At 64.1% G+C, this 18,311-nt stretch carries 31 protein-coding genes and 3 tRNA genes; 8 read left to right on the forward strand and 26 right to left on the reverse strand.

The window, feature by feature from the left end; genetic code table 11:
• Positions 1–102: 102 nt before the first annotated feature.
• The 17 genes from DXD48_RS02940 to DXD48_RS03020 form a co-directional block, all read right to left on the reverse strand.
• Positions 103–351 carry a hypothetical protein gene (locus DXD48_RS02940; RefSeq protein ID WP_117563934.1) on the reverse strand — a complete coding sequence of 83 codons (249 nt, stop codon included), beginning with the start codon at positions 349–351 and terminating at the stop codon, positions 103–105.
• A 306-nt stretch (positions 352–657) separates the two neighbouring features.
• Positions 658–873, reverse strand: a complete 216-nt coding sequence (locus DXD48_RS02950; RefSeq protein WP_158548915.1) for a Lar family restriction alleviation protein — start codon at positions 871–873, stop codon at positions 658–660.
• Positions 863–1,348, reverse strand: a complete 486-nt coding sequence (locus tag DXD48_RS02955; RefSeq protein WP_147324137.1) for a hypothetical protein — start codon at positions 1,346–1,348, stop codon at positions 863–865. The genes DXD48_RS02950 and DXD48_RS02955 overlap by 11 nt, the downstream gene beginning before the upstream one ends.
• Before the next feature lie 11 nt (positions 1,349–1,359).
• Positions 1,360–1,542, reverse strand: a complete 183-nt coding sequence (locus tag DXD48_RS02960) for a hypothetical protein (protein WP_117563938.1) — start codon at positions 1,540–1,542, stop codon at positions 1,360–1,362.
• Positions 1,542–1,829 (reverse strand): hypothetical protein, encoded by a 288-nt coding sequence (locus DXD48_RS02965; protein WP_117563939.1) that lies wholly within the window; start codon positions 1,827–1,829, stop codon positions 1,542–1,544. The genes DXD48_RS02960 and DXD48_RS02965 overlap by 1 nt, the downstream gene beginning before the upstream one ends.
• Before the next feature lie 74 nt (positions 1,830–1,903).
• Entirely contained in the window at positions 1,904–2,392 is a 489-nt protein-coding gene (locus tag DXD48_RS02970) for a hypothetical protein (RefSeq protein WP_117563940.1), read from the reverse strand.
• A complete protein-coding gene (locus DXD48_RS02975; RefSeq protein WP_117563941.1) occupies positions 2,392–2,733 on the reverse strand; it encodes a hypothetical protein in 342 nt (113 codons plus the stop codon). Before DXD48_RS02975 ends, DXD48_RS02970 begins: the two co-directional genes overlap by 1 nt.
• Positions 2,723–3,070, reverse strand: a complete 348-nt coding sequence (locus DXD48_RS02980; RefSeq protein WP_117563942.1) for a hypothetical protein — start codon at positions 3,068–3,070, stop codon at positions 2,723–2,725. The genes DXD48_RS02975 and DXD48_RS02980 overlap by 11 nt, the downstream gene beginning before the upstream one ends.
• Positions 3,055–3,261, reverse strand: coding sequence for a hypothetical protein (locus DXD48_RS02985; protein ID WP_117563943.1), 207 nt, complete (start codon positions 3,259–3,261; stop codon positions 3,055–3,057). Before DXD48_RS02985 ends, DXD48_RS02980 begins: the two co-directional genes overlap by 16 nt.
• Positions 3,258–3,629 carry a hypothetical protein gene (locus tag DXD48_RS02990; protein WP_147324138.1) on the reverse strand — a complete coding sequence of 124 codons (372 nt, stop codon included), beginning with the start codon at positions 3,627–3,629 and terminating at the stop codon, positions 3,258–3,260. The genes DXD48_RS02985 and DXD48_RS02990 overlap by 4 nt, the downstream gene beginning before the upstream one ends.
• A gap of 28 nt (positions 3,630–3,657) precedes the next feature.
• Positions 3,658–4,089: a hypothetical protein gene (locus tag DXD48_RS10075; protein ID WP_158548916.1), complete on the reverse strand. Its 432-nt coding sequence runs from the start codon at positions 4,087–4,089 to the stop codon at positions 3,658–3,660.
• On the reverse strand, positions 4,086–4,757 hold the full coding sequence (locus DXD48_RS03000) for a DUF6291 domain-containing protein (RefSeq protein ID WP_117563945.1): 672 nt from the start codon (positions 4,755–4,757) through the stop codon (positions 4,086–4,088). The genes DXD48_RS10075 and DXD48_RS03000 overlap by 4 nt, the downstream gene beginning before the upstream one ends.
• Positions 4,750–5,943: a site-specific integrase gene (locus tag DXD48_RS03005; RefSeq protein ID WP_117563946.1), complete on the reverse strand. Its 1,194-nt coding sequence runs from the start codon at positions 5,941–5,943 to the stop codon at positions 4,750–4,752. Before DXD48_RS03005 ends, DXD48_RS03000 begins: the two co-directional genes overlap by 8 nt.
• Complete coding sequence (locus DXD48_RS03010; protein ID WP_117563947.1) at positions 5,930–6,286, reverse strand: hypothetical protein; 357 nt, start codon at positions 6,284–6,286, stop codon at positions 5,930–5,932. Before DXD48_RS03010 ends, DXD48_RS03005 begins: the two co-directional genes overlap by 14 nt.
• Entirely contained in the window at positions 6,279–7,532 is a 1,254-nt protein-coding gene (locus DXD48_RS03015) for a ParB/RepB/Spo0J family partition protein (RefSeq protein WP_117563948.1), read from the reverse strand. The genes DXD48_RS03010 and DXD48_RS03015 overlap by 8 nt, the downstream gene beginning before the upstream one ends.
• Positions 7,533–7,542: 10 nt before the next feature.
• Positions 7,543–7,701, reverse strand: a complete 159-nt coding sequence (locus tag DXD48_RS10080) for a hypothetical protein (RefSeq protein WP_158548917.1) — start codon at positions 7,699–7,701, stop codon at positions 7,543–7,545.
• Positions 7,701–7,931 carry a hypothetical protein gene (locus tag DXD48_RS03020; RefSeq protein ID WP_117563949.1) on the reverse strand — a complete coding sequence of 77 codons (231 nt, stop codon included), beginning with the start codon at positions 7,929–7,931 and terminating at the stop codon, positions 7,701–7,703. Before DXD48_RS03020 ends, DXD48_RS10080 begins: the two co-directional genes overlap by 1 nt.
• Positions 7,932–8,251: 320 nt before the next feature.
• Between DXD48_RS03020 and DXD48_RS03025 the strand changes: the two genes are divergently transcribed.
• Positions 8,252–8,716: a hypothetical protein gene (locus tag DXD48_RS03025; protein WP_117563950.1), complete on the forward strand. Its 465-nt coding sequence runs from the start codon at positions 8,252–8,254 to the stop codon at positions 8,714–8,716.
• Here DXD48_RS03025 and DXD48_RS10085 read toward each other — a convergent pair.
• Genes DXD48_RS10085 through DXD48_RS03035 form a run of 3 tightly spaced genes read right to left on the reverse strand, consistent with a single transcriptional unit; the run spans position 8,713 to position 9,438 of the window.
• Positions 8,713–8,874 carry a hypothetical protein gene (locus tag DXD48_RS10085; RefSeq protein WP_158548918.1) on the reverse strand — a complete coding sequence of 54 codons (162 nt, stop codon included), beginning with the start codon at positions 8,872–8,874 and terminating at the stop codon, positions 8,713–8,715. The two genes, DXD48_RS03025 and DXD48_RS10085, sit on opposite strands and share 4 nt — an antisense overlap.
• Positions 8,871–9,173: a hypothetical protein gene (locus DXD48_RS03030; RefSeq protein ID WP_117563951.1), complete on the reverse strand. Its 303-nt coding sequence runs from the start codon at positions 9,171–9,173 to the stop codon at positions 8,871–8,873. Before DXD48_RS03030 ends, DXD48_RS10085 begins: the two co-directional genes overlap by 4 nt.
• Positions 9,174–9,210: 37 nt before the next feature.
• Positions 9,211–9,438: a helix-turn-helix domain-containing protein gene (locus DXD48_RS03035; RefSeq protein ID WP_117563952.1), complete on the reverse strand. Its 228-nt coding sequence runs from the start codon at positions 9,436–9,438 to the stop codon at positions 9,211–9,213.
• Positions 9,439–9,530: 92 nt separating this feature from the next.
• On the opposite strand from DXD48_RS03035, the gene DXD48_RS03040 reads away from it, so the two are divergent.
• Complete coding sequence (locus DXD48_RS03040) at positions 9,531–9,977, forward strand: helix-turn-helix domain-containing protein (protein ID WP_158548919.1); 447 nt, start codon at positions 9,531–9,533, stop codon at positions 9,975–9,977.
• Positions 9,978–10,171: 194 nt separating this feature from the next.
• Complete coding sequence (locus tag DXD48_RS03045; protein WP_117563953.1) at positions 10,172–10,768, forward strand: hypothetical protein; 597 nt, start codon at positions 10,172–10,174, stop codon at positions 10,766–10,768.
• On the opposite strand, the gene DXD48_RS03050 is transcribed toward DXD48_RS03045, so the two are convergent.
• Positions 10,765–11,055, reverse strand: coding sequence for a hypothetical protein (locus tag DXD48_RS03050; protein WP_117563954.1), 291 nt, complete (start codon positions 11,053–11,055; stop codon positions 10,765–10,767). The genes DXD48_RS03045 and DXD48_RS03050 overlap by 4 nt on opposite strands.
• Positions 11,056–11,257: 202 nt before the next feature.
• On the opposite strand from DXD48_RS03050, the gene DXD48_RS03055 reads away from it, so the two are divergent.
• From DXD48_RS03055 to DXD48_RS03065, 3 genes are all read left to right on the forward strand, one after another.
• Complete coding sequence (locus tag DXD48_RS03055; RefSeq protein ID WP_117563955.1) at positions 11,258–11,437, forward strand: type II toxin-antitoxin system HicA family toxin; 180 nt, start codon at positions 11,258–11,260, stop codon at positions 11,435–11,437.
• Between the two features lie 37 nt (positions 11,438–11,474).
• Positions 11,475–11,924, forward strand: a complete 450-nt coding sequence (locus tag DXD48_RS03060; protein ID WP_117563956.1) for a type II toxin-antitoxin system HicB family antitoxin — start codon at positions 11,475–11,477, stop codon at positions 11,922–11,924.
• A 109-nt stretch (positions 11,925–12,033) separates the two neighbouring features.
• Positions 12,034–13,272 (forward strand): tyrosine-type recombinase/integrase, encoded by a 1,239-nt coding sequence (locus DXD48_RS03065; RefSeq protein ID WP_117563957.1) that lies wholly within the window; start codon positions 12,034–12,036, stop codon positions 13,270–13,272.
• Between the two features lie 159 nt (positions 13,273–13,431).
• Here the strand turns inward: DXD48_RS03065 and DXD48_RS03070 are convergent.
• The 3 genes from DXD48_RS03070 to DXD48_RS03080 all read right to left on the reverse strand — a co-directional run bounded on the left by DXD48_RS03070 (position 13,432) and on the right by DXD48_RS03080 (position 13,725).
• Positions 13,432–13,507 (reverse strand) — tRNA-Lys (locus tag DXD48_RS03070).
• Positions 13,508–13,550: 43 nt separating this feature from the next.
• Positions 13,551–13,626: transfer RNA gene (locus DXD48_RS03075), tRNA-Lys, on the reverse strand.
• A gap of 22 nt (positions 13,627–13,648) precedes the next feature.
• Positions 13,649–13,725: transfer RNA gene (locus DXD48_RS03080), tRNA-His, on the reverse strand.
• 166 nt (positions 13,726–13,891) lie between these two features.
• On the opposite strand from DXD48_RS03080, the gene DXD48_RS03085 reads away from it, so the two are divergent.
• Both DXD48_RS03085 and DXD48_RS03090 read left to right on the forward strand, forming a co-directional pair.
• Positions 13,892–15,073, forward strand: a complete 1,182-nt coding sequence (locus DXD48_RS03085) for a pyridoxal phosphate-dependent aminotransferase (protein WP_055252293.1) — start codon at positions 13,892–13,894, stop codon at positions 15,071–15,073.
• Between the two features lie 136 nt (positions 15,074–15,209).
• Entirely contained in the window at positions 15,210–16,100 is an 891-nt protein-coding gene (locus DXD48_RS03090; RefSeq protein WP_117563958.1) for an ROK family protein, read from the forward strand.
• 114 nt (positions 16,101–16,214) lie between these two features.
• Here DXD48_RS03090 and DXD48_RS03095 read toward each other — a convergent pair whose 3' ends face one another.
• Both DXD48_RS03095 and DXD48_RS03100 read right to left on the reverse strand, forming a co-directional pair.
• A complete protein-coding gene (locus DXD48_RS03095; RefSeq protein ID WP_117563959.1) occupies positions 16,215–16,664 on the reverse strand; it encodes a VanZ family protein in 450 nt (149 codons plus the stop codon).
• Positions 16,665–16,671: 7 nt separating this feature from the next.
• Positions 16,672–18,072: a hypothetical protein gene (locus DXD48_RS03100; protein WP_055252331.1), complete on the reverse strand. Its 1,401-nt coding sequence runs from the start codon at positions 18,070–18,072 to the stop codon at positions 16,672–16,674.
• Positions 18,073–18,311: the final 239 nt, after the last annotated feature.

The raw sequence follows: 18,311 nt of genomic DNA on the forward strand, positions 1-18,311 counted from the left end.
ACCATGCTCTACGCCACATAGAGGATGCCGGGAGGCGTCTTTGCCAAAGGCCGCCGGCGCTCCAACGCCAGCGGCCTTAATTATATATCTACCTGCGGAAACTCAATATCTCATCGCGACCTCGCGCCGCATGGCCATGATCTCGTCGTGCACCGCGCCCGAGCCCGCCAAATAGCGGTCGACCCTGTCGAGCTTCGGCTTGGCGCCCTTGCGGCGGGCCTCCTTCACGCGGCGCAGGTCGTGCTCGCGCCGGCACGCCTCCGAGCAGTACTTGGCGTGGGGCGCCTTCGGGATGAAGACCCTCCCGCAGACCGCGCAGTTCCTCTCCTGCACGTCCCACATCACGGTCATCTCGTCGACCTCCTGCACCTGCGTGCGAGGCGCGTCTCGATGCTCTTGCGCACGCGGCGGTTCTCGGCGAGCATCCGCCGCAGCCTCTCGAAAACTCTCATCGGTTAGCCTTCCTCGACCTCTTGAGCGCGCGGGCCCGGTCGCGCTCCAGCGCCCGCGCCCTCCGCTCCGTCTCCCCGATCTGCGCCGACGTCACCCGCGGCGCGTCCGCCCGACCGTGCGTGAGCGCCCGGCGCGCGGGACCCGACACCAGATCGGGCACCGTGCGCCAGGCGGTTGCGCGGAACAAGTCGATCGCCGAGCGGATCACCGGCTGTTCCAACTGTCCGCGAGCATGGCCACCGCCTGGCGGAACGGCGGCAGGTCCATGCTCCCCCACGCGACGCTGTTCGACATCCCGCAGGCGGGGCACCTGACGCTCAGCACGTTGGGCTTGGTCAGGGAACGCTCTCGCACATCCTCCACCTTGGGCTCCGCCCCGCACTTGGGGCACGCCTTGAACTCGGCATCGTTAAAGGTCACAGTTCTCTCCCGTCTCTCTGAAAACATCTCCCGTCGTGCGCCATCTCGAGTACGAGTCCATCAGCATCGCCCAGAGCAGGCAGAGCGTCGAATCTTCTCTCAAACTTCCTGTACCTCGCATACTAAGGTCGTATCTCAGCCGAAGGGAGCCTCCGCTGTCGGGGCAGTAGACTTGCACGCCCAACGGCAGGAGCATCTTGTCGTACAGCTCGTCAGCAAGGTCGCGAGGGCACACAAGCCAGTTATCGTCGCCTCGGAACGTGAAGCCGTGGCCGCTCTTGAAGTCCGCCATGCAAGACTTGACCTCAACGAACACGAACCGCCCGTGCTCGAGCTTCATGTTTCGTCCTCCGACGCCCGGAGAAAATGCCATGAAGTCGACCCTGTGGTCGGGGTCCACCCATACCTCCCGCGCGACGAGGGCGAACTGCCTGCGGAGCTTCTTCTCCACCTTCTCGGACAGCTCTTCGGTCACATCCCTGCGGCTCATTCGCCCTCACCTACCAGCCTGCTTAAAAGACGCTCCATGCTCTCATCGCATATTTCGAGCGTGGCCGCCTCACCAGCCCAGACCTTTCTGCCTGCGACGTTGACGAATGAGATCTTGTCCATGTTGACGACGTACCTGTAGCCATCGTCGTCGTATAGCTCAATGAAATCTCGGCTCATTAAAGCTCGCCCCCATTCCAGCCGTCGGGCATGTCCTCGATACGGCGTTTCGTCCTATACGTGCGCACGGTGGCAATCTCTAGCTCGAACGTGCGCTTGCACTCAGGGCACTCAACCTCTTCATCGTCCTCGTCGTAATACCACGGGTCATCGATGGAACTCTCGCAGTAGGGGCAGGTCAGGCGTTCCTCAGCGCACTGCTCGTTCTCCCATTCCCTCTCGATACGGGCCTTCCTTAGGCACTCGTCACATATCGAGTACCCCGACTCTCCGAGAATGCCAGCCATCGGATGCGAGTACTCCCTATAGTTCGGAGTCGGCTTCCCGCACCAAGAGCAGGTGTACATCTTTGGCACTTCACTCACTTCTCGCTCCCATCCTTCTCACCATCACCCTTGCATAGACGTTCAACACGGCTCCAGATGTCGCCAGTCATCGTGAGGGTGCAGGCGTCGGCAAATCCAACGAGCTTGCACTTCCCGTCCTTGTCCTCATGTCCACGACACAGGCCCCTGGCAACGTTGTAAACACAGTAAGGACGCCCGCTGCGCTCGCCTTGTTGAACGGCCTCATAGAGGTCCTCCAGCACCCTCTCGTAGCTGTCGGGACGATGGAGGTAGTAGCTGTCGACGTACACTTCCATGCCCTGGTCGGCGATATAAACGTCCGCAGTCCACCGCTTAGACCAGGTCGAGAACCTGTACGACTCCACTCTTATGACGCACCCGTCCTCGTCGTATAGAACCTCGGTATCAAGCGGGACGCGGTTCCCCTCCTTATCGACGGGGCCCAACGGCACCAATTCCCAGTCTGGCGTCATGGAGTTATCGACTATGAAATGTTCCCCCATCACTCGTCACCACCATTCTCTGCCTTGATCTCCGCCAGCCCGAGCTGCTCGCACACGACGCTCTCCTCGTCCCACATCCACGAGTACATCTCGAAGACCTCTTCCGAGTCGTCGATTACGACCTTCCACGGGTCGACCTCCTGCAGCCGCCCGTCTCTGCGCATGACGACCGCCACCGGCCTGCGGGTCGGCCCCGCGGCCTCGTCGGTCGCGGAGATGCGGCGGTCGAGGCACGTGAACGTCCTGTCGAACAGCCCGACCAGCAGGGCCTTCTCGTAGCCCGTCCTCGAGCCCAAGCCGAAGTCCTGCACGAAGCACGGCGTCAGGTCCCTAGTCAGCATCGCCCTCACCCCTCAGCTTGCGGATGCGGGATGCAATGTCCTTGAAAGCGGGTTGATCGCAGTTGGAGTAACGGTCCGCCTCGCATGAGGAGCAATCGCACATGTCCTTCCGGAAGTAGAAGCAGGGCGAGTACTCGGAATGGTTCGCCCCTTCATCCAGGTCCTCCAGCAGCTTCTTCCAGCTGTCGGGCGCTTTGAGATACAGCGATGAGACGGCAATCAGGTCATTGTTGAACGCGTAGCTAATAAGCCAACTGTCCATGTGTGGGAGGCGCGCGAAGAACCTGACCTTGTAATGCTCCCCGCGAGGACCGTACAGATCTATTTCCCGCTCCATTCCTTCACGATCTCCTTCTCCTCCGCGACCATGATCAGCGCCTTGTTGAGGCATCTCCTCGCCTGGCGCAGCTCATCGCAGATGTCGCACCCCTGTCGCAGCCTGTCGCACTCCCCGAGCGACCTCTTCGCGTCCTCGAGCCTGCCGACGGCGAGGTCGATCCAGTCGGCGGGTCCGCACACGTAGCTCATCGCGACTCACCCCTCACGCCGAAGACCTCCGCGAGGATGTCGCCGGGCGCGGCCACGAACGGATCCGCGCTGATCGGGTCGTACATGACCTCCAGGTAGTCGGGATAGCCGACGGTTATGCCCACGGTCCGGACCTTCACCTCGGTCTCCTCGCCGTCGCCGGCGGAATCGTCGGGCTCGTCCACGGGCAGGCACTGGTAGCCCCAGATCACGCTCACCTCGTGCTCGTCCAGGATGGTCTTGGTGCGCTCGATTCGCATCCGGTAGCCGTCCACCGGCCTCGTGTCGTAGGTGTCGTCGGCCCAGGGAATCCGGTGCCCGTCGAGGGCGTCTCGGTAGGCCCTCATCACCGCTGAGATCTCGGTCAAAACCTCTCTCCTCTCCTTCTCAAAAGAATTAGGTGTTCTTTGCGCCGGGAGCCTCCCCGACGGCGCCGTCTCCACCGTCTAGCGGCGGGAACCAAATCGCCTGCTGCCCCAGCTGCCCCGCCGCCGTTGGCACACCATTGGCACACCCGCGCTTCGGCTTCCCGCCCTTCGGGTCCTCGCCCTTCGGGTCCTCGCCCTTCGGGTCCTCGCCCTTCGGGTCCTCGCCCTTCGGGTCCTCGCCCTTCGGGTCCTCGCCCTTCGCGAGCTTGGCGATCTCCTCGTACAGGTCCTTCTCGCGCTGCCGGCGCGCAATCGCCGCGTCGCGCTTCTGGATCTTGGCCAGCAGCACGGCCTCCCTCCGCGACATGACGTTGGTCATGTAGACCTTCGTCAGGCTGAGCGGGCGGCCGTGTGAGGGGTCGGCCTTCTCGTTCCTGAGCATCTCCATGAGGGTGATCATGACGCCTCCGCTATCTGGCGATCGAGCTCGGCTATGAGCTCGTCATCGGTCTTCACGGGCTGCCACACGGCGGCGCGCTCGACCTCCTGGGAGGTCTGCCCGCCGCGGGCCTTGCGGTCCGCGTCGAAGCCGACCTGCTTGCGGCTCCAGTTGCGGGCGAGCGCCCACACGTCGGTCACGGGCAGGCCGCTCGGCAGCGTCCACCCCTGCGCGGCGTAGTGGTCGAAGAACTGGCGGGCGTCGCCCCGGAGGCAGTTGGCGGCGAAGTACGCCTCCACGTCCTCGGCCGACGGGGGCTCGAAGTCATCGGGTGCTTGGCGGGCCGCGCTATAGCCCGCTAGGGCTATCTCCTTCTCCTTCTCTTTCTGTTGGCTACCCCCTCGCCCGCTGGGTCGGCTACCCCCTTGGACACCCCCTTGGCTACCCCCTTGGGTGGTTGCGATGCCGCCTGCCTTGGCGGCCCTCGCCTGCCCCCCGAGGCTGCCGTTGACCATGGCGTCGATGCGGCCCCTCGCGAAGGTGAACGCCGCCATGGTGGTGGGCTTAAGCTTTGGCTCGATGCCCTCGTAGCCGTAGCGCAGCATCGCCCACGCGAGCGCCATGCCCTCCCTGTCGCCCAGGGCGCGGCAGCCCTCGTAGAAGTCCCTGTTGAAGTTGAAGTTATTCATCCGTATCACCTCCGCAGATCGAATCGGTAAAGGCCGCGGCGGCGGCCTGGTCGCGGCCCGGCATGACCGAGCCGTAGATGTCGAGCGTCGTCTTGACGCTCGCGTGCCCCAGACGCTCCTGGATGGTCCTCATGTCGAACCCGTTCATGAGCAGCCATGAGGCGTGCGTGTGCCTCAGGGAGTGGAACACCGTCTCCTCCGGCAGCCCCAGGTCCCTCACGAGCGACTTGAAGCGGCTCGTCACGGTGGACGGGCGCGCGATGCCGCCTGCCGGCCCGAAGGTCACCACCAGCGCCGCCGGGCCCTTGCGCGAGAGCCACGTGTCCTGCCACTCCAGGTGGCGCTGCAGCTGCGCCTCCACCGCCGGGGCGAGCGCCACGTTGCGCACGCGCCTGCCCTTGGTGTAGGCCTGCCGGTGCAGCTCGGGGTGCTCGACCGCCTGTCCCACGACGTGCAGGTCGTGCAGGGCGCGGCGCCAGTCTCGGCGCTGCAGCCCGCAGACCTCCCCGCAGCGCAGTCCCGTGTTGAGGGCGAGGTAGACCGCCATGGCCTCGGTGCGCCGCGAGATGTTGGCGCCCGAGGCGGATCGCGAGGACATGGCGGAGACCAGCGCGCGGGACAGCTCGTCGGTATCGCACTCGGACAGCGCGAAGGGCTCGACGGGGTCGGGCGAGGGCGCGGGGACGTCGAGCATGATGTCCCGCCCCAGCGCCGGCTGCCACGAGCGGTAGGCGCCCTTCAGCAGCGCGTGCATCTTGAGCAACGTCTTGGGCGACAGCCCCTTGCCCGTCCTTGGGGCGAGCAGCATACGGTAGGCGGCCGACACGTTCCAAGGCTCAAGCTGGTCGTAGGGCAGGCGCCCGATAGTCGGCTCCACCATCGTCCTGACCACGCTGCGGTACGTGGCCACGGAGTTGTCGGACAGGCCGTTGACGGGGTCGGAGATGTACGTCTCGAGCATCGAGGACAGGCGCTTGGAGCTGTCCCGGGCCGACGACGGGTCGAACGTGGCCGCCCACCTGTCGCACTCGACCTGGGCCTGCTCGCGCGTCAGCTCCGCGTCCCACGACCTGTACGGCCTGATCCGCCTTCCGGTCACGCGGTCGGTGCCCATGTAGGGGCGGGCGAACCATCTGCCGTCCGCCCCGCGCTGCACGACCGCCCGGCGGTCGCTAGATGTCTGCATCGACGCCCAGCTCCGCAGCCATGTCGCGGATCTCCCTGCGCGCGTCCAGGTCGGTGGTCTGGATGCTGTCGGCGTGCCCATGGGGGTTCGCGCCGAGCGCGGCTATGAGCACGAGCTTGCGCGCGTTCCTGTCCGGGACGCCCGCCTGGCTGAAGGCCGCGCAGAGCGTGTCGGTGCACTCGCAGGCGAGCGCGAACAGGTCGCTGATGTCGGTCGGGCCCAGGAAGCAAGAGTCGCCGGAGCCGTCCCCTTTGGCGGTCGCGACCGTCGCGCAGCGGCACTCGAAAGCGCGGACCTCGCCGCACGCCTCGACCGTCACCCTGACCTTCTTCTCGCTACTCATCCTTCTCCTCCTCCTTGGCGCTCGCCTGCACCCTCTCCATGAGCCACACGTCCTCCTCGCCGGGCTCGAAGCCCGCGGAGCAGAAGATGTCATAGTGGTCGAGCCACGCCTCCGCGTCGTCGCCGCCCCAGCGGTTGTTGAGCTGGGCCATGTCCTTGGCTGCCGCCATGAGCCAGCAGCCGGCCTCGTACTCGCTGGGCCTGCAGGCCTTGAGGTTGCGGGCGAACTCGTCTCGCACGAGCCCGAAACGCCCCTCGTTCTCGGGGTGGCTGTCGCCGCCCATCGCCATGAGCAGCGCGGGCGGGTCCTCGCGGCCCACGCGCACCTCCATCATGAGGTCCTTGGACATGGCGAAGGCGCCGGACGACACGAAGCCGATCAGGCTCCTGTACAGTTCCTCGAGCGCCGCCTTCTCGCGCTCGGCCTCCTGCTCGGCCCGGATCTCCTCCTCGGTCTTCTCGGGCGCGGCGCCCGAGCCGTCATCCGGCTCGTAGAGATCCCAGTAGCTGCCCTTCCACACGGCGACGGTGCCGGCGGCGAACTCCTTCCCCTCGAGTTTCTGGGCGGCGAGGCCGACGTTGACCCAGTCCGTGTAGTTGAAACCCTCGGGCTGCTCCTTCACGACCGGGATGCCCGCATCGCCGAAGGCGTCGTAGTCCTCGGCCTTGGCCTCCTCGCGCTCGACGCGGCGGCGGATGCTGTCGGCCTTGCCCGCCCAGCCGTCACCGGCGGCGAGAACCGCCTCGACATCCTTCTCGTCGTCGAAGGCGCTCGCGGCCTCGAGCTGATCGAGCGTCACCTGGCGACCCTCGATACTCCCGCGCAGCCTGCGCGCAGCCCGGATCTGCCCGGCGGTGGCTCGGCTCGCGCGCTCGATGCGCTGCTCGTCGATGCCCAGCACGAGCATCTGCTGCACGCCTCGTGCGCGCTCGGCCTCGGTCAGCTGGCGCTTGTCATCGGTGGCAAGCATGGCCACAAGCTCGTTGGCCTCGTCCATGCTCTCCGCCACCAGCGCGGACACCTCGCGGTCCTCCCCGTAGATGGACGACAGCGCGCGGTAGCGGCGCTCGCCGTCCACGATGCGGTAGACGTTGCCGTCCGCCACCACCACGGGCGGGTTCAGCGGCTCACCGCCGGTCGCCTCGATACTGCGGGCCAGGGCGCCGATGTCGCCGAAGTCCTCGCGCGGGTTCTGCTCGCTCGGGCGGATGTCGCCCAGGCGAACCTGCCTCTTCTCGAATTGCATGTCATTCCTCCTAGTAGTACATCCCGCTCGGGGCGGTCCCCTCGATGGCGCCGGCGACGGCGATCAGGCCGATGAGCGCCACGGCGCACGCGACGCTGCGCACACGCTCGGGAAGCGACTCCCACCACTCGCCGAGCCTGCAGCCGGCATCCCAGATAAGGTCGCCCATCACGCCACCCGCCTCGGTCGGCGCGCCGGCACGCAGTCGGGCGACGGCAGCGCCGGCACCGCCCCGCGCGCCATGATGGCGGCATCGATGTCCTCGCTGCGCACCACCTCGCGCGAGCTGTTGGGGTTGAGCGACGGGTAGCGCGGTATCACGCCCTGCATGACCATCGCGCGGAACGTGACGTTGTCGCAGCAGGCGTAACGCGCGCCCTTGGCTATAGACATCCACATGGCCTTCTCCTTTCATTCGTTGAGCCAATCCCTTGCCGGAGGGCCGCGCCGATAGATGCGGCCGGAGGGCGCTCCCCCGCCAAAGGGAGCGGTGCCGCCGCCCCGCCAAGTCGGCGGCGGACACCTTATGGGTCGGATGTAGGGAGTCCGACCCCGTCGCGCCACGGGCCCCGTGGAATGGGGGCGGTGCGGAACCCGTGGCGCGACGGGGGCTGACTCCGCCGTCAGCGGCGCATGAGGCCGAGCCCGACCCCGAACAGGAACGCGAAGGAAAGTGCGAGAATGAAACCCATGGAAACCTCCTTGGAAGGGAATTGAAGATGAACAGAGCGCTCAGGGCGGCAAAGGAGAACATCGACCTGCTGGTCACCATCGCGGGCGCGGTCGGGTTCGGCTCGGTCGCCGCGATGGCCGAGGACGCCCGCCAGATGATCGCCGAGCACCCGGCCTCGTGCCTCCTCCTGACCGGCGCCGCCGCGATGCTCGGGTACGCGACCGCGCGCATCGTCTCCGCGAGGAGCGCCTGGGCAAAGCGCCGGAGGATGGACGAACGGCTCTCCGCCGTATTCCTCGGCATGTCGAGGAGGCGGAAGGAGCTGGTGTCCCGCGCGCTCGACGAGGGCTCCGTCAGCCTCTCCCCGCTCGATGCCGACGCCCTCGCGCTGTGCGAGCTCGGCATCTTCGGCACGCCGCCGGTCGGCTCGATGCTCACCGCGACCGACTTCTCCATCAGGCCCGCGGTGATCAGGGCGATCGCCGGGCACCGCTCCGAATGGCTCGCCTAGCGCGCCCATAGCGACCCGACCACCCACGCCGCGATGAACGGCAGCGCGGCGGCAAAGCAGCAGCGCGCCAGGCCGTAGGCGCCCTGGCCGACGCATAGCCACCCGGCGGCGTCCATGACGGCGGCCGAGGCCAGCAGCGCCCGCCTCTTCCCCGTCATTCCTCTTCCTCCAGATCCTCCATGGGCACGCCCCACCATTCCTCGTCGAGAGAGAGCACGCGCACGAGCATGCCGCCGCTCCACCGGTAGCCCTTCCCCTTCACCCTGACGGTTGCCTCGCTGAAGACCGAGTAGGCCCAGCCGTGGAGCTCCCCCAGCTCGGCCGTCGAGGTCTCGACGAGGTCGATATCGAGGTCCTCGGGAAAGAGAAACTCCGCCCGGATCCTGCGCCTGAGGCTCTCCTCCGTCTCGTAGAGGACGCCGTCCCTCTCCCTGAACGTGAACACCTGATCGATCATGACCTTCTCCTTTCAGCAGTTCGTTAGCGGGCCGCGGCTACGCAGCCTCGTCCGTGTTCCAGCCCATCAGGTCGTTGGGCGTGCAGCCGAGGGCCTGGGCGATGGCATACGCCTTGTCGACACCTGGGACCATCGAGCCGTTCTCGTATCCGATGATTGAAGATGCCGAGAGCCCCGCCTTGTTGGCCAGCTGCTCCTGAGACATATCGGCGCGAGCGCGGGCGGCGCGAAGGTTCGCTCCGAACTCATCCTTCGAAAACTCCATTTCGTCCTCCTTCAAAATGTGCGGGTTTCTTCCTGTTGCTTGAAACTATAGGCGGATGTCTGCCTATTGGCAAGAGAAAACTTTGCAGAATCTTGCTCATTCTGAAGAAAAGCTATAGGATTCTCGGCAACAACCGTCCTATTTGGGAGGAGCTTATGAATCTAAGAATTAGGGAAGTGAGAAAGAACCTTCACATGTCCCAAACGGAGCTAGCCGACGCAACGGGGACGAGCCTGAGAACGGTAGGCTCATGGGAGAGAAGCGAGAGTCTCCCCAACGTCGAGCAGCTATGGAAGTGCGCTAAAGCTCTTAACACCGACCCCAACGACCTGCTCGGATGGTACGAGGAGCATCCCGAGGACAGGCCGGCGGCGCCGGCGGGCGCGGAGGGCGAGCTGATCACCTGCTACCGGCAGAGCACCGAGAAGAGGCGCTCGAAGATCCTGGAGACGGCACGCGACCAGGCCGAGCTGTCCCAAAATCAGGCTGCAGCGCCTGAGATCGAAGGGCTGGAAGCGGATCAAGTAAAGTCCGCGTAGGCAACGGGCACCAAAACGCAAGCTACTCCCCCATTTTCGTAACCCCACGAAAATGGGCTGATCGGCTTGACCGTGCCGAGGACAAACGGTAATTTGGACAGCGGTATTGACGCGGGGACCCCACGGGGCCCGCGTCCAATAGAAAGGCGGCTGTCCCAACGGGCGGGCGCCTTTTTCATTTAGGAGTGCAAGTCATGGATAACGCAATCGACGAGCTCATAGCGGAATGCGAGGAGATCCTCGCGGACCCCGATTCCTACAATCTCGTGAGCGAGGCAAAGAGAATCGAGTCTGCGCTAGAAACGGTCGTGCCCAAGGTCCGCGTGGGCCTGAAGATGTTTCGCGCGTCGGTCGCCGGTCATTCGTCATACGGGAGAAGGGATGCCGCCGAGGACATAAGGCGGCTCCAGTCGAAGGCTAGGCTGTATGCCGACGAAAGGCGCATGAGTTATGAGATTGAGAAGATGAAGTCCTCGGCAGCGGGGACAAACGTGAAAGTCGAGCAGCACGCAGACAGCAACGCGACATCAAGCTCAAGCTCCTCGTCCTCATCTTCCCTGAGGGCATCCGTCGACAGCTTGATGGAGACGGTCGCCGCGGACCGGATGCTCACCACGGAAGACAAGGACATGCTCGCCGCCTGCCTCGTTCAGATGGAATTGGCAGCAAAATGCGGCGACCAGGCATCGCTGGCCGACCGCATGATCAAGGGATTGGAGATTGCGAAGAAGGGAGGGGAACTAGTGGCCGGTATCCTCGCCGTCGGCGGGAAGATCGCAGGGCTCCTCTAGACGCCCATGTATCCGATGAGGACCCATTGACCGGTCTGCGGGCACCTCACGGCGCGCACGTCATATTCGGATGCCAGGGAGTATGCGCACGGCCTGAGCGTCGCAAACGGGACAGGGCCCGCAGCGTCGTCCTTCACTCCAAGGGCGACGACCCTCACGGTGTCTCCGCGCTCCTGCGAAACGAGCTCGTACCCAAGGCTCAGCGGAATGCCCGTGAGCCCGTCGTAGATCATCGTGTCGCAGGAATCGTCCTCGTACGTATATGCGCCGACGCTGCAGCGAGCCATGGGTACCTCCAGGAGCGTAAGTGGTGTTCATAACGATTATGACCCGCGGCGCGGCAGGGCTTTAGGATTTTCCGAAAAACCTCCAACGGCTCGGGCTCCGAAAAACCAGCCGCTGATTTGATTTAATCCTTAATTGCGCTAATCTTTTATATACTTTATTACTTAGCTGTGCTAATATTTAATTGTCGAAAGGAGTTAGGCGGTGACTAAGAAGAGGGACCTCGAGCGGGAGCTGACCGAAGCGGGCTACGTAAAGCTCAGCGGCACCGGCACCAAGCACGACAAGTTCCGCCGCGGGGACGTGACGGTGACAGTGCCCAGGCACCGGGAGATAAAGGAGACGACCGCGAGGGGAATCAGGAAGGAAGCGGGGCTGCTCTAGCCCCGCCCTCCCCTTCACCGCAGGAAAGGAGACCACCATGATCGTCATGCAGGAGTTCGAGGTCTACCCCGACCCCGAGGGCGGCTACGCCGTGGAGCCGTGCGGGCTCGCCGGGGCCACCGAGGGCGATACCTACGAGGAGGCCGTGGAGATGGCCGTCGACTGGCTGCGCGTCCATGCCCTGGCGGCGCTGGAGCGCGGGGCGGAGTTCGAGGGCGGCGGGCTTGGCCATGCGCCGTCCCACGGCGGCACGATCGTCACCGTCGCGACCAGCGTCGAGCTGTCCGACATCCCGGCCGTAACCGCAGCCGAGGCCGCCGAGATGCTCGGCGTGAGCACCGCGCGCGTGGCGCAGCTCTGCCGCGACGGGAGTCTGAGCAGCTGGAGGGTCGGCAACACCCGCATGGTGTCGCGCGACTCCATCGAGTACCGCATCGCGGCCAAGCCCGGGGCGGGCCGTCCGTGCAAGGCCGCGGCGGAGGCGTAGCCCCAGCAGGGCGGGCTCGGCATCTAAACAAAAAAGCCCCGTGCGGCAATCTTGGCGGATCCGCACGGGGCATGCCCTCCGGCAAATAAGGGAAAGGCAGGACCATTATATGGCAACCAACGACAATTCCAGGTCAAAACTCGGCTCGAAGCGCGAGGTGGCTCCGGGCAAGTGGGTGATCCGCGTGCAGGCGGGCTTCCGCGCGGACGGACACGTGCGGCGCGTGTCGCGCACCGTCCACGGCACCGAGACCGAGGCCGACGTCGCCATCGCCCAGCTCGCCCGCGAGCTCGGCGTGTCCCAGGCGGCGCACGCGGGCGTGACGCTCGACATGTACTACTGGGGCGTGTTCCGCGACTCGCCCAGCAACCGCGGCAAGCCGCGCTCAAAGGCGAGCCTACGCGAGTACGACGGCCAGATGGACAACTACATCTCCCCCGTCCTGGGGTCGGTCGACATCTCCGAGATCACCCACGATATGATGCGAAGCTGCATCGAGCGCTCGGGCGCGCCGGCCAAGACCAAGACGACACTCCGCGCCGTCATGCGCCGCGCCTTCGATGACGGATGGGTGACGGTGGAGCCCTTCCGCCGCCGCGTCATAGCGCCCAAGGCCAAGCAGGCGCCCGTGGAGCCGTGGAGCATCCCCGAGGCCGCCGAGGCGCTGCGCAGGCTCGCCGCCAGCGACGACCGCGCGGACCTGGTCATGAACGCCTACCTCATCCTGGGCCTGAGCGGACTGCGCAAGGAGGAGGCGCTGGCCGTGCGCCCGTGCGACCTCAAGGTCACCACGACCTACGACTTCGCCACTGGGCAGCCGACCGTGTCGGAGTACATCGAGGTCTGCCGCGCGTACACGGACGAGGACGGCGTGAAGGAGACCAAGAACGCCCATTCCGTGCGCACCGTGCCGGTTTTATTGGCGGGCCGCGAGCGCCTGCACCAGATCATGGACGAGCTGCGCCCGAGCATAACCGTCGAGGGCGGCACTTCGGTTACGGAGCAGGTGCGGGAGTGGAGCGGACAGCGCATCGTCAATATGCGCGGCGATAATCTCGTGCGGGCGTGGCGGCGCATGTGCGTGCGCCATGACCTGCGGTATATCCCTCCTAAGGCCCTGCGCCACACGTCCGAGACCATCATGGCGGCGACCGAGGTCGACCCGCTGAGCATCATGGATCTGCACGGTCATACGGACCTGGGGACAGATTACCGCCATTACATCAAACCGGGCCTCGCGGAGCGCGAGAAGGCCGCCAGGCAGGTCGGGCGCGCTCTGCAGATCGTCGAGGGCGGCGGCGCGGGCGGCGGTTTTAATGGCACCGGTCTGGACGCCGAGACGCTCTGATTTGCGTTTTCTAGGTCCGCCACCAGCGAAATGCATAAAACGCCCCCTGCCGCGCATAAACGGCAGGGGGCGTAAAACGTGAACGGTAACGGACGGTTATGATTCGACTTCTCGGTAAACAAAAAAGGCCAACGCCGAAGCGCTGACCTGTGCGTTCTTTGGTGGGCCGTCAGGGGGTCGAACCCTGGACCTTGGGATTAAGAGTCCCCTGCTCTACCAACTGAGCTAACGACCCAAAGCTAAAGTCCGTCGTAGCGGACTTTAGAGGAGATATCGTGTGGTGGGCCGTCAGGGGGTCGAACCCTGGACCTTGGGATTAAGAGTCCCCTGCTCTACCAACTGAGCTAACGACCCGATATCAACACGAAGCAAGAACTGGGGTGGGTAAAGGGACTCGAACCCTCGACCTACGGGACCACAACCCGTCGCTCTAGCCAACTGAGCTACACCCACCGTGTCCTGTGCGCTTCGCGCTCGACTATTATTGCAAGGAACGCCACGCGATGCAAGCCCCAATTTTCAAGAATTTTGAAAAGAGTTTTTCGAGACCATTTCGAGCAATTCCCACCGGTTTCATAGGAGTAAACTTGCCCCACTGCAAATGCTCGAAAGGACAAGCATGAAAGAACTCTCCAACCGTACGGCAACGTTTACCGATTCGGTCATCCGCCGCATGACGCGCATCTCCAATAAGTATGGCGCCGTCAACCTGTCGCAGGGCTTCCCCGACTTCGATCCCCCGGCGCAGCTGCTCAACAGCCTGAGCGCCATCGCCAGCGACCCCAAGCCGCTCTATCACCAGTACTCCATCACCTGGGGCTCCCAGGCCATGCGTGAGGCGCTTGCCGCCAAGCAGGAGCACTTTATGGGCATGCCGATCAACCCCAACGAGAACATCGTGGTCACCTGCGGCTCCACCGAGGCCATGATGGCCGCCATGATGACGGTCACAAACCCCGGCGACAAGGTCGTCATCTTCTCGCCATTCTACGAGAACTACGGCGCCGACACGATCCTCTCGGGTGCCGAGCCCATCTACGTGCCGCTTAACCCACCTGCGTTCGACTTTGACCGCGAGACACTCGAGGCGGCCTTCCGCGACAACGATCCCAAGGCCATCGTCCTGTGCAACCCTTCCAACCCCTGCGGCAAGGTCTTTACGCGCGAGGAGCTCACCTTAATCGCCGACCTCTGCAAAAAGTACGACGCCTACTGCATTACCGACGAGGTATACGAGCACATCGTCTACGCGCCCCACGAGCACGTCTATATGGCCACGCTGCCCGGCATGTTCGATCGAACCATCAGCTGCAGTTCGCTGTCTAAGACGTACTCCATCACCGGCTGGCGTCTGGGCTACACCATCGCCCCGGCCCAGATCACCGAGCGCATTAAAAAGGTCCACGACTTCCTCACCGTGGGTGCTGCCGCTCCCCTGCAGGAAGCTGTCGTCACCGCCCTCAAATTCGACGACAGCTATTACCAGGAGGTCCTCGACCTCTACACCGCCAAGCGCGACCTATTCTGTCAGGGGCTCGATAGCATCGGTCTTGAGCACAACGTGCCGCAGGGCGCCTACTATGTGATGATGGATATCTCGGAGTTTGGCTATGACAGCGACCTCGACTTCTGTGAGGATTTGGCCTCCAAGGTGGGCGTGGGCGCCGTTCCGGGCTCGAGCTTCTTCCGCGAGCCCGTCAACCATCTGATTCGTTTCCACTTTGCCAAGCGAGACGAGACGCTCAACGCTGCGCTTGAGAACCTCAAGTCGCTACGTGATAAAATCAACCCGCGCGGGTAAGGACGGTCAGTAACTAAAGGCACTAAAGAAACCTCGTGAACCCGTTGGGCCATGAGGTTTCTTTTTATAGCGACCTCATTCATTTTTTAGAGCGCTATACTTTAGTCACGGAGCAACTCGTCCAGAGAGGAATACTATGGCAGAGCAGCAGCTTATCGGAGCGCTCGAGGCCGGCGGCACCAAGATGGTCTGCGCCACGGGCTATGCAGACGGCACGGTCCTGGAACGCGAGCAGATTGCGACCACGACCCCGCAGGAGACCGTTGAGGCCGTCAACGCATGGTTTGCCGACAAGGACATCGCCGCGCTGGGCATCGGCGCCTTTGGCCCCACCGCAGTCAACCCTGCCTCGTCCCAATACGGCAAGATCCTGGAGACGCCCAAAACGGCATGGCGCTACTTTGACCTGCTGGGCACCATCCAAAACGAGCTCAATATTCCCTGCGGCTACGACACCGACGTCAACGTCGCCTGCCTGGGCGAGGCCACCTTTGGTTGCGCCCAGGGCCTCACTGACGTGGTGTATCTGACCATCGGTACCGGCGTGGGCGCCGGCGTGCTCTCGGGCGGTAAGCTCGTGCACGGCATGATGCATCCCGAGGCCGGTCACATCCTGGTCACGCGCGACCCGCGCGACACCATCGGCGAGCACAGCGGCTGCCCCTTCCACGACAACTGCCTCGAGGGCCTCATCGCCGGTCCCGGCGTCAAAAAGCGCTGGGGTGGCAAGAGCGCCGGAGAGATGGCCGATGACCCGGAGGCCATGGACCTGCTCGCCGGCTATCTGGCGCAGGCGCTCATGACCTACATCCTGTGCTACGCACCGCAAAAGATCGTCATCGGTGGCGGCGTGGCCGACCACACCCCCATCGTGCCGCTCGCGCGCAAGAAGTGCGCCGAGATGCTCAACGGCTACATCGTCACGCCCGAGATGGCCGACATCGATAACTACATCGTCAACAACAGCCTCGAGGGCAAACAGGGCATTATGGGCTGCTTGGCCCTGGGCGCTCAGGCGCTTCAGTAGCAGACGCACCCACAGGGCGTGGCGCGCCCGGCAAATCCGACCTACGGAACGACGCCACCACACCTCATATAAGCCCTCAAATAAAAAAGGCCGCCTAGGACCAAACAATACGTCCTAGGCGGCTTTTTTGGCGCGCATCAGCGGCCGTAAGAGATATCGGAGCACAACGCCCGTTGCCGCACCACAGCAGTCGATCATCACATCGGTGATCATGCCGGCGCGTCCCGGCACAAAGAGCTGAATCGTCTCGTCGATCGAAGGAATCAGCAGCAGGAACACCGCCGTGGGCAGCAGCACGTCAAAGGTGCGCCGGCCCTCAAAATCAAAGGCGTGCGTTGCCAAGATGCCGAGCACCATATACTCGGTAAAATGCGCGCATTTGCGAACAACAAAGTTGGTCACCCATTCATATGGAAGTCCCACGCCGCGCAGGAAATCGCGGATAGCTTCCATGACCGTTAGGCTCAGCGAGCCCGACCCCGAGCCGGGAACCAGCGAATTGCCCCAGATCAAGAGCGCCATCAGGCAGGTCACGACCGCCCATTTTCGATTGATCTTAACCATGCAGAAGTTATGCCTCCGCGCGGAGCGGCGCGAAGCTGGCGGTACCGCCCTCGATAACGCTCAGATAGGCACGGCCCGTACGCTTGGCGGTAGAGGACTGCAGGCGCTCGATCTCTTCCTCGAGGATCTGATTGACGCGCTCGTGACGACGATTTTCCATAATGCCGGCGGCAATAGCCTCGGCTCGCTCGATGCCCTCGCGCGAGATACGGGCGGTATCCTCGGGGAACACAGCGCTGTGACGGCCGACATAGGCGGGTGCAGCAGGCTGAGGGGCAGCGACGGGAGCGGGAGCTGCAACAGGAGCAGGCTCGTCGATCTCGTCCAGAATCGCGGTGGCAGCGGCCCACATGTCCTCGTGGCCCGAGTAATCGGCCATGGGGACATCAACCTCGAGCGAGGCATCCGGAAGGTCACCGGTGTCGATGCGATCTTGGGCATCAATCGATGCGGTGATGGCTGCAGGCTCATCGAGGTCATCGAGATCGATGTCCGCGGCACCGAAAATGATAGGCATGCTGGCGAGGTTTGCGTTGTACGGCGCAGCCTCAGCCGCCTGCTGCTGGGCAGGAGCGCCCCAAAGCGAGCTTTCGGCGGCACGGCGGGCGGCAACGGCCTCCTCGTCCGCGGTCATGGCTTCATCAACGTACGAATTATCGGCAGAAGCGTTCACGTCCGCCGAGGTGGCGCTGCAGGCGTTATTGGCTGCCGCGTTGGCAACGAGTGCCACAAAAGCCGCCGTGCTGCCCGCAGGGGCGGCCTGGGAGCCAGACACGGCGCGTGCCGCGGCGGCGATGTCGTCGCGATTGAAGGAGCCGGTCTGCCCGCCGTTGGTGAGCTCGTCGATGGCGACTTGATAGACGTCGCGCGAGCGCGCAGGGTCGCAGCTCACCGGCGAATCGTCGTCGAGCATACTGTCGATCATGGACCAAGCCTCGGCCTCGTCCATGGCATCTGCGGCTCGAGCGATGGTAGGGACACCATCATCGGCATGACGGCGCTGGAACGCACCAGTCAGGCCGGAAAGGAATGCCGAGGTAGACTGCTCCGACTGAGCCTGAGAAGCAGAAGCGGCAGCATATGGAGTCGCATCCTGCTGCTGAGCTGGAATCGAGGCGGTCTTGAACTCGCTTTGATGCTGATTGAGATTGGCGGCACCGCCCATGGCATCGGGCTGGAACAGACGCTCTTCACGCTGCGCACGGTACTCGGAGATACCCAGCGAGGCGGCATAGATGCCCACGCCCGCCACCGCACCGACGGCAAAGGGAACAGCGCCCGCGACAACCGTCTCGTTGACCGACGAGAACGGCAGCGTCGCGGCATACATCACCACGGGGGCGGCAAGGCCGATCCCGCAGGAAAGTCCGGCAAGGACTGCTCGTTGTGTTGCATCAGAAGAAGCCATGAGCTCTCCCCATCTTCCAGCACCCAAATCGCATCATTCAGTTGGCTGCGCGAGAGAAGATGAAGCGGGGCTATGCCCCAAAGCAACGGTATATGGTTCGTTTCATCTGCGTTTTCCGTCGCGAAGCTTAAAAGCTATTATGCGAAACCGCCCTGCCGATTGCAAGCGACGATGTCGGATTGAAACGGGAAACCTGCTGCTCGTCGGTCTTACGGTCAAAAATAAGCGCGGAGCGGCGC

Origin of the sequence: Collinsella sp. TM05-37 (assembly GCF_003436455.1) — a bacterium.
Lineage (GTDB): Bacteria > Actinomycetota > Coriobacteriia > Coriobacteriales > Coriobacteriaceae > Collinsella.

What these genes read in the sequence shown, in the direction of transcription:
- DXD48_RS02940 (WP_117563934.1), bottom strand. Translation starts at nt 351, where the DNA reads ATGACCGTGATGTGGGACGTGCAGGAGAGGAACTGCGCGGTCTGCGGG.
- DXD48_RS02960 (WP_117563938.1), bottom strand. Translation starts at nt 1,542, where the DNA reads ATGAGCCGAGATTTCATTGAGCTATACGACGACGATGGCTACAGGTAC.
- DXD48_RS02965 (WP_117563939.1), bottom strand. Translation starts at nt 1,829, where the DNA reads ATGGCTGGCATTCTCGGAGAGTCGGGGTACTCGATATGTGACGAGTGC.
- DXD48_RS02970 (WP_117563940.1), bottom strand. Translation starts at nt 2,392, where the DNA reads ATGGGGGAACATTTCATAGTCGATAACTCCATGACGCCAGACTGGGAA.
- DXD48_RS02975 (WP_117563941.1), bottom strand. Translation starts at nt 2,733, where the DNA reads ATGCTGACTAGGGACCTGACGCCGTGCTTCGTGCAGGACTTCGGCTTG.
- DXD48_RS02980 (WP_117563942.1), bottom strand. Translation starts at nt 3,070, where the DNA reads ATGGAGCGGGAAATAGATCTGTACGGTCCTCGCGGGGAGCATTACAAG.
- DXD48_RS02985 (WP_117563943.1), bottom strand. Translation starts at nt 3,261, where the DNA reads ATGAGCTACGTGTGCGGACCCGCCGACTGGATCGACCTCGCCGTCGGC.
- DXD48_RS10075 (WP_158548916.1), bottom strand. Translation starts at nt 4,089, where the DNA reads ATGATCACCCTCATGGAGATGCTCAGGAACGAGAAGGCCGACCCCTCA.
- DXD48_RS03000 (WP_117563945.1), bottom strand. Translation starts at nt 4,757, where the DNA reads ATGAATAACTTCAACTTCAACAGGGACTTCTACGAGGGCTGCCGCGCC.
- DXD48_RS03005 (WP_117563946.1), bottom strand. Translation starts at nt 5,943, where the DNA reads ATGCAGACATCTAGCGACCGCCGGGCGGTCGTGCAGCGCGGGGCGGAC.
- DXD48_RS03010 (WP_117563947.1), bottom strand. Translation starts at nt 6,286, where the DNA reads ATGAGTAGCGAGAAGAAGGTCAGGGTGACGGTCGAGGCGTGCGGCGAG.
- DXD48_RS03015 (WP_117563948.1), bottom strand. Translation starts at nt 7,532, where the DNA reads ATGCAATTCGAGAAGAGGCAGGTTCGCCTGGGCGACATCCGCCCGAGC.
- DXD48_RS10080 (WP_158548917.1), bottom strand. Translation starts at nt 7,701, where the DNA reads ATGGGCGACCTTATCTGGGATGCCGGCTGCAGGCTCGGCGAGTGGTGG.
- DXD48_RS03020 (WP_117563949.1), bottom strand. Translation starts at nt 7,931, where the DNA reads ATGTGGATGTCTATAGCCAAGGGCGCGCGTTACGCCTGCTGCGACAAC.
- DXD48_RS03025 (WP_117563950.1), top strand. Translation starts at nt 8,252, where the DNA reads ATGAACAGAGCGCTCAGGGCGGCAAAGGAGAACATCGACCTGCTGGTC.
- DXD48_RS10085 (WP_158548918.1), bottom strand. Translation starts at nt 8,874, where the DNA reads ATGACGGGGAAGAGGCGGGCGCTGCTGGCCTCGGCCGCCGTCATGGAC.
- DXD48_RS03030 (WP_117563951.1), bottom strand. Translation starts at nt 9,173, where the DNA reads ATGATCGATCAGGTGTTCACGTTCAGGGAGAGGGACGGCGTCCTCTAC.
- DXD48_RS03035 (WP_117563952.1), bottom strand. Translation starts at nt 9,438, where the DNA reads ATGGAGTTTTCGAAGGATGAGTTCGGAGCGAACCTTCGCGCCGCCCGC.
- DXD48_RS03045 (WP_117563953.1), top strand. Translation starts at nt 10,172, where the DNA reads ATGGATAACGCAATCGACGAGCTCATAGCGGAATGCGAGGAGATCCTC.
- DXD48_RS03050 (WP_117563954.1), bottom strand. Translation starts at nt 11,055, where the DNA reads ATGGCTCGCTGCAGCGTCGGCGCATATACGTACGAGGACGATTCCTGC.
- DXD48_RS03060 (WP_117563956.1), top strand. Translation starts at nt 11,475, where the DNA reads ATGATCGTCATGCAGGAGTTCGAGGTCTACCCCGACCCCGAGGGCGGC.
- DXD48_RS03065 (WP_117563957.1), top strand. Translation starts at nt 12,034, where the DNA reads ATGGCAACCAACGACAATTCCAGGTCAAAACTCGGCTCGAAGCGCGAG.
- DXD48_RS03085 (WP_055252293.1), top strand. Translation starts at nt 13,892, where the DNA reads ATGAAAGAACTCTCCAACCGTACGGCAACGTTTACCGATTCGGTCATC.
- DXD48_RS03090 (WP_117563958.1), top strand. Translation starts at nt 15,210, where the DNA reads ATGGCAGAGCAGCAGCTTATCGGAGCGCTCGAGGCCGGCGGCACCAAG.
- DXD48_RS03095 (WP_117563959.1), bottom strand. Translation starts at nt 16,664, where the DNA reads ATGGTTAAGATCAATCGAAAATGGGCGGTCGTGACCTGCCTGATGGCG.
- DXD48_RS03100 (WP_055252331.1), bottom strand. Translation starts at nt 18,072, where the DNA reads ATGGCTTCTTCTGATGCAACACAACGAGCAGTCCTTGCCGGACTTTCC.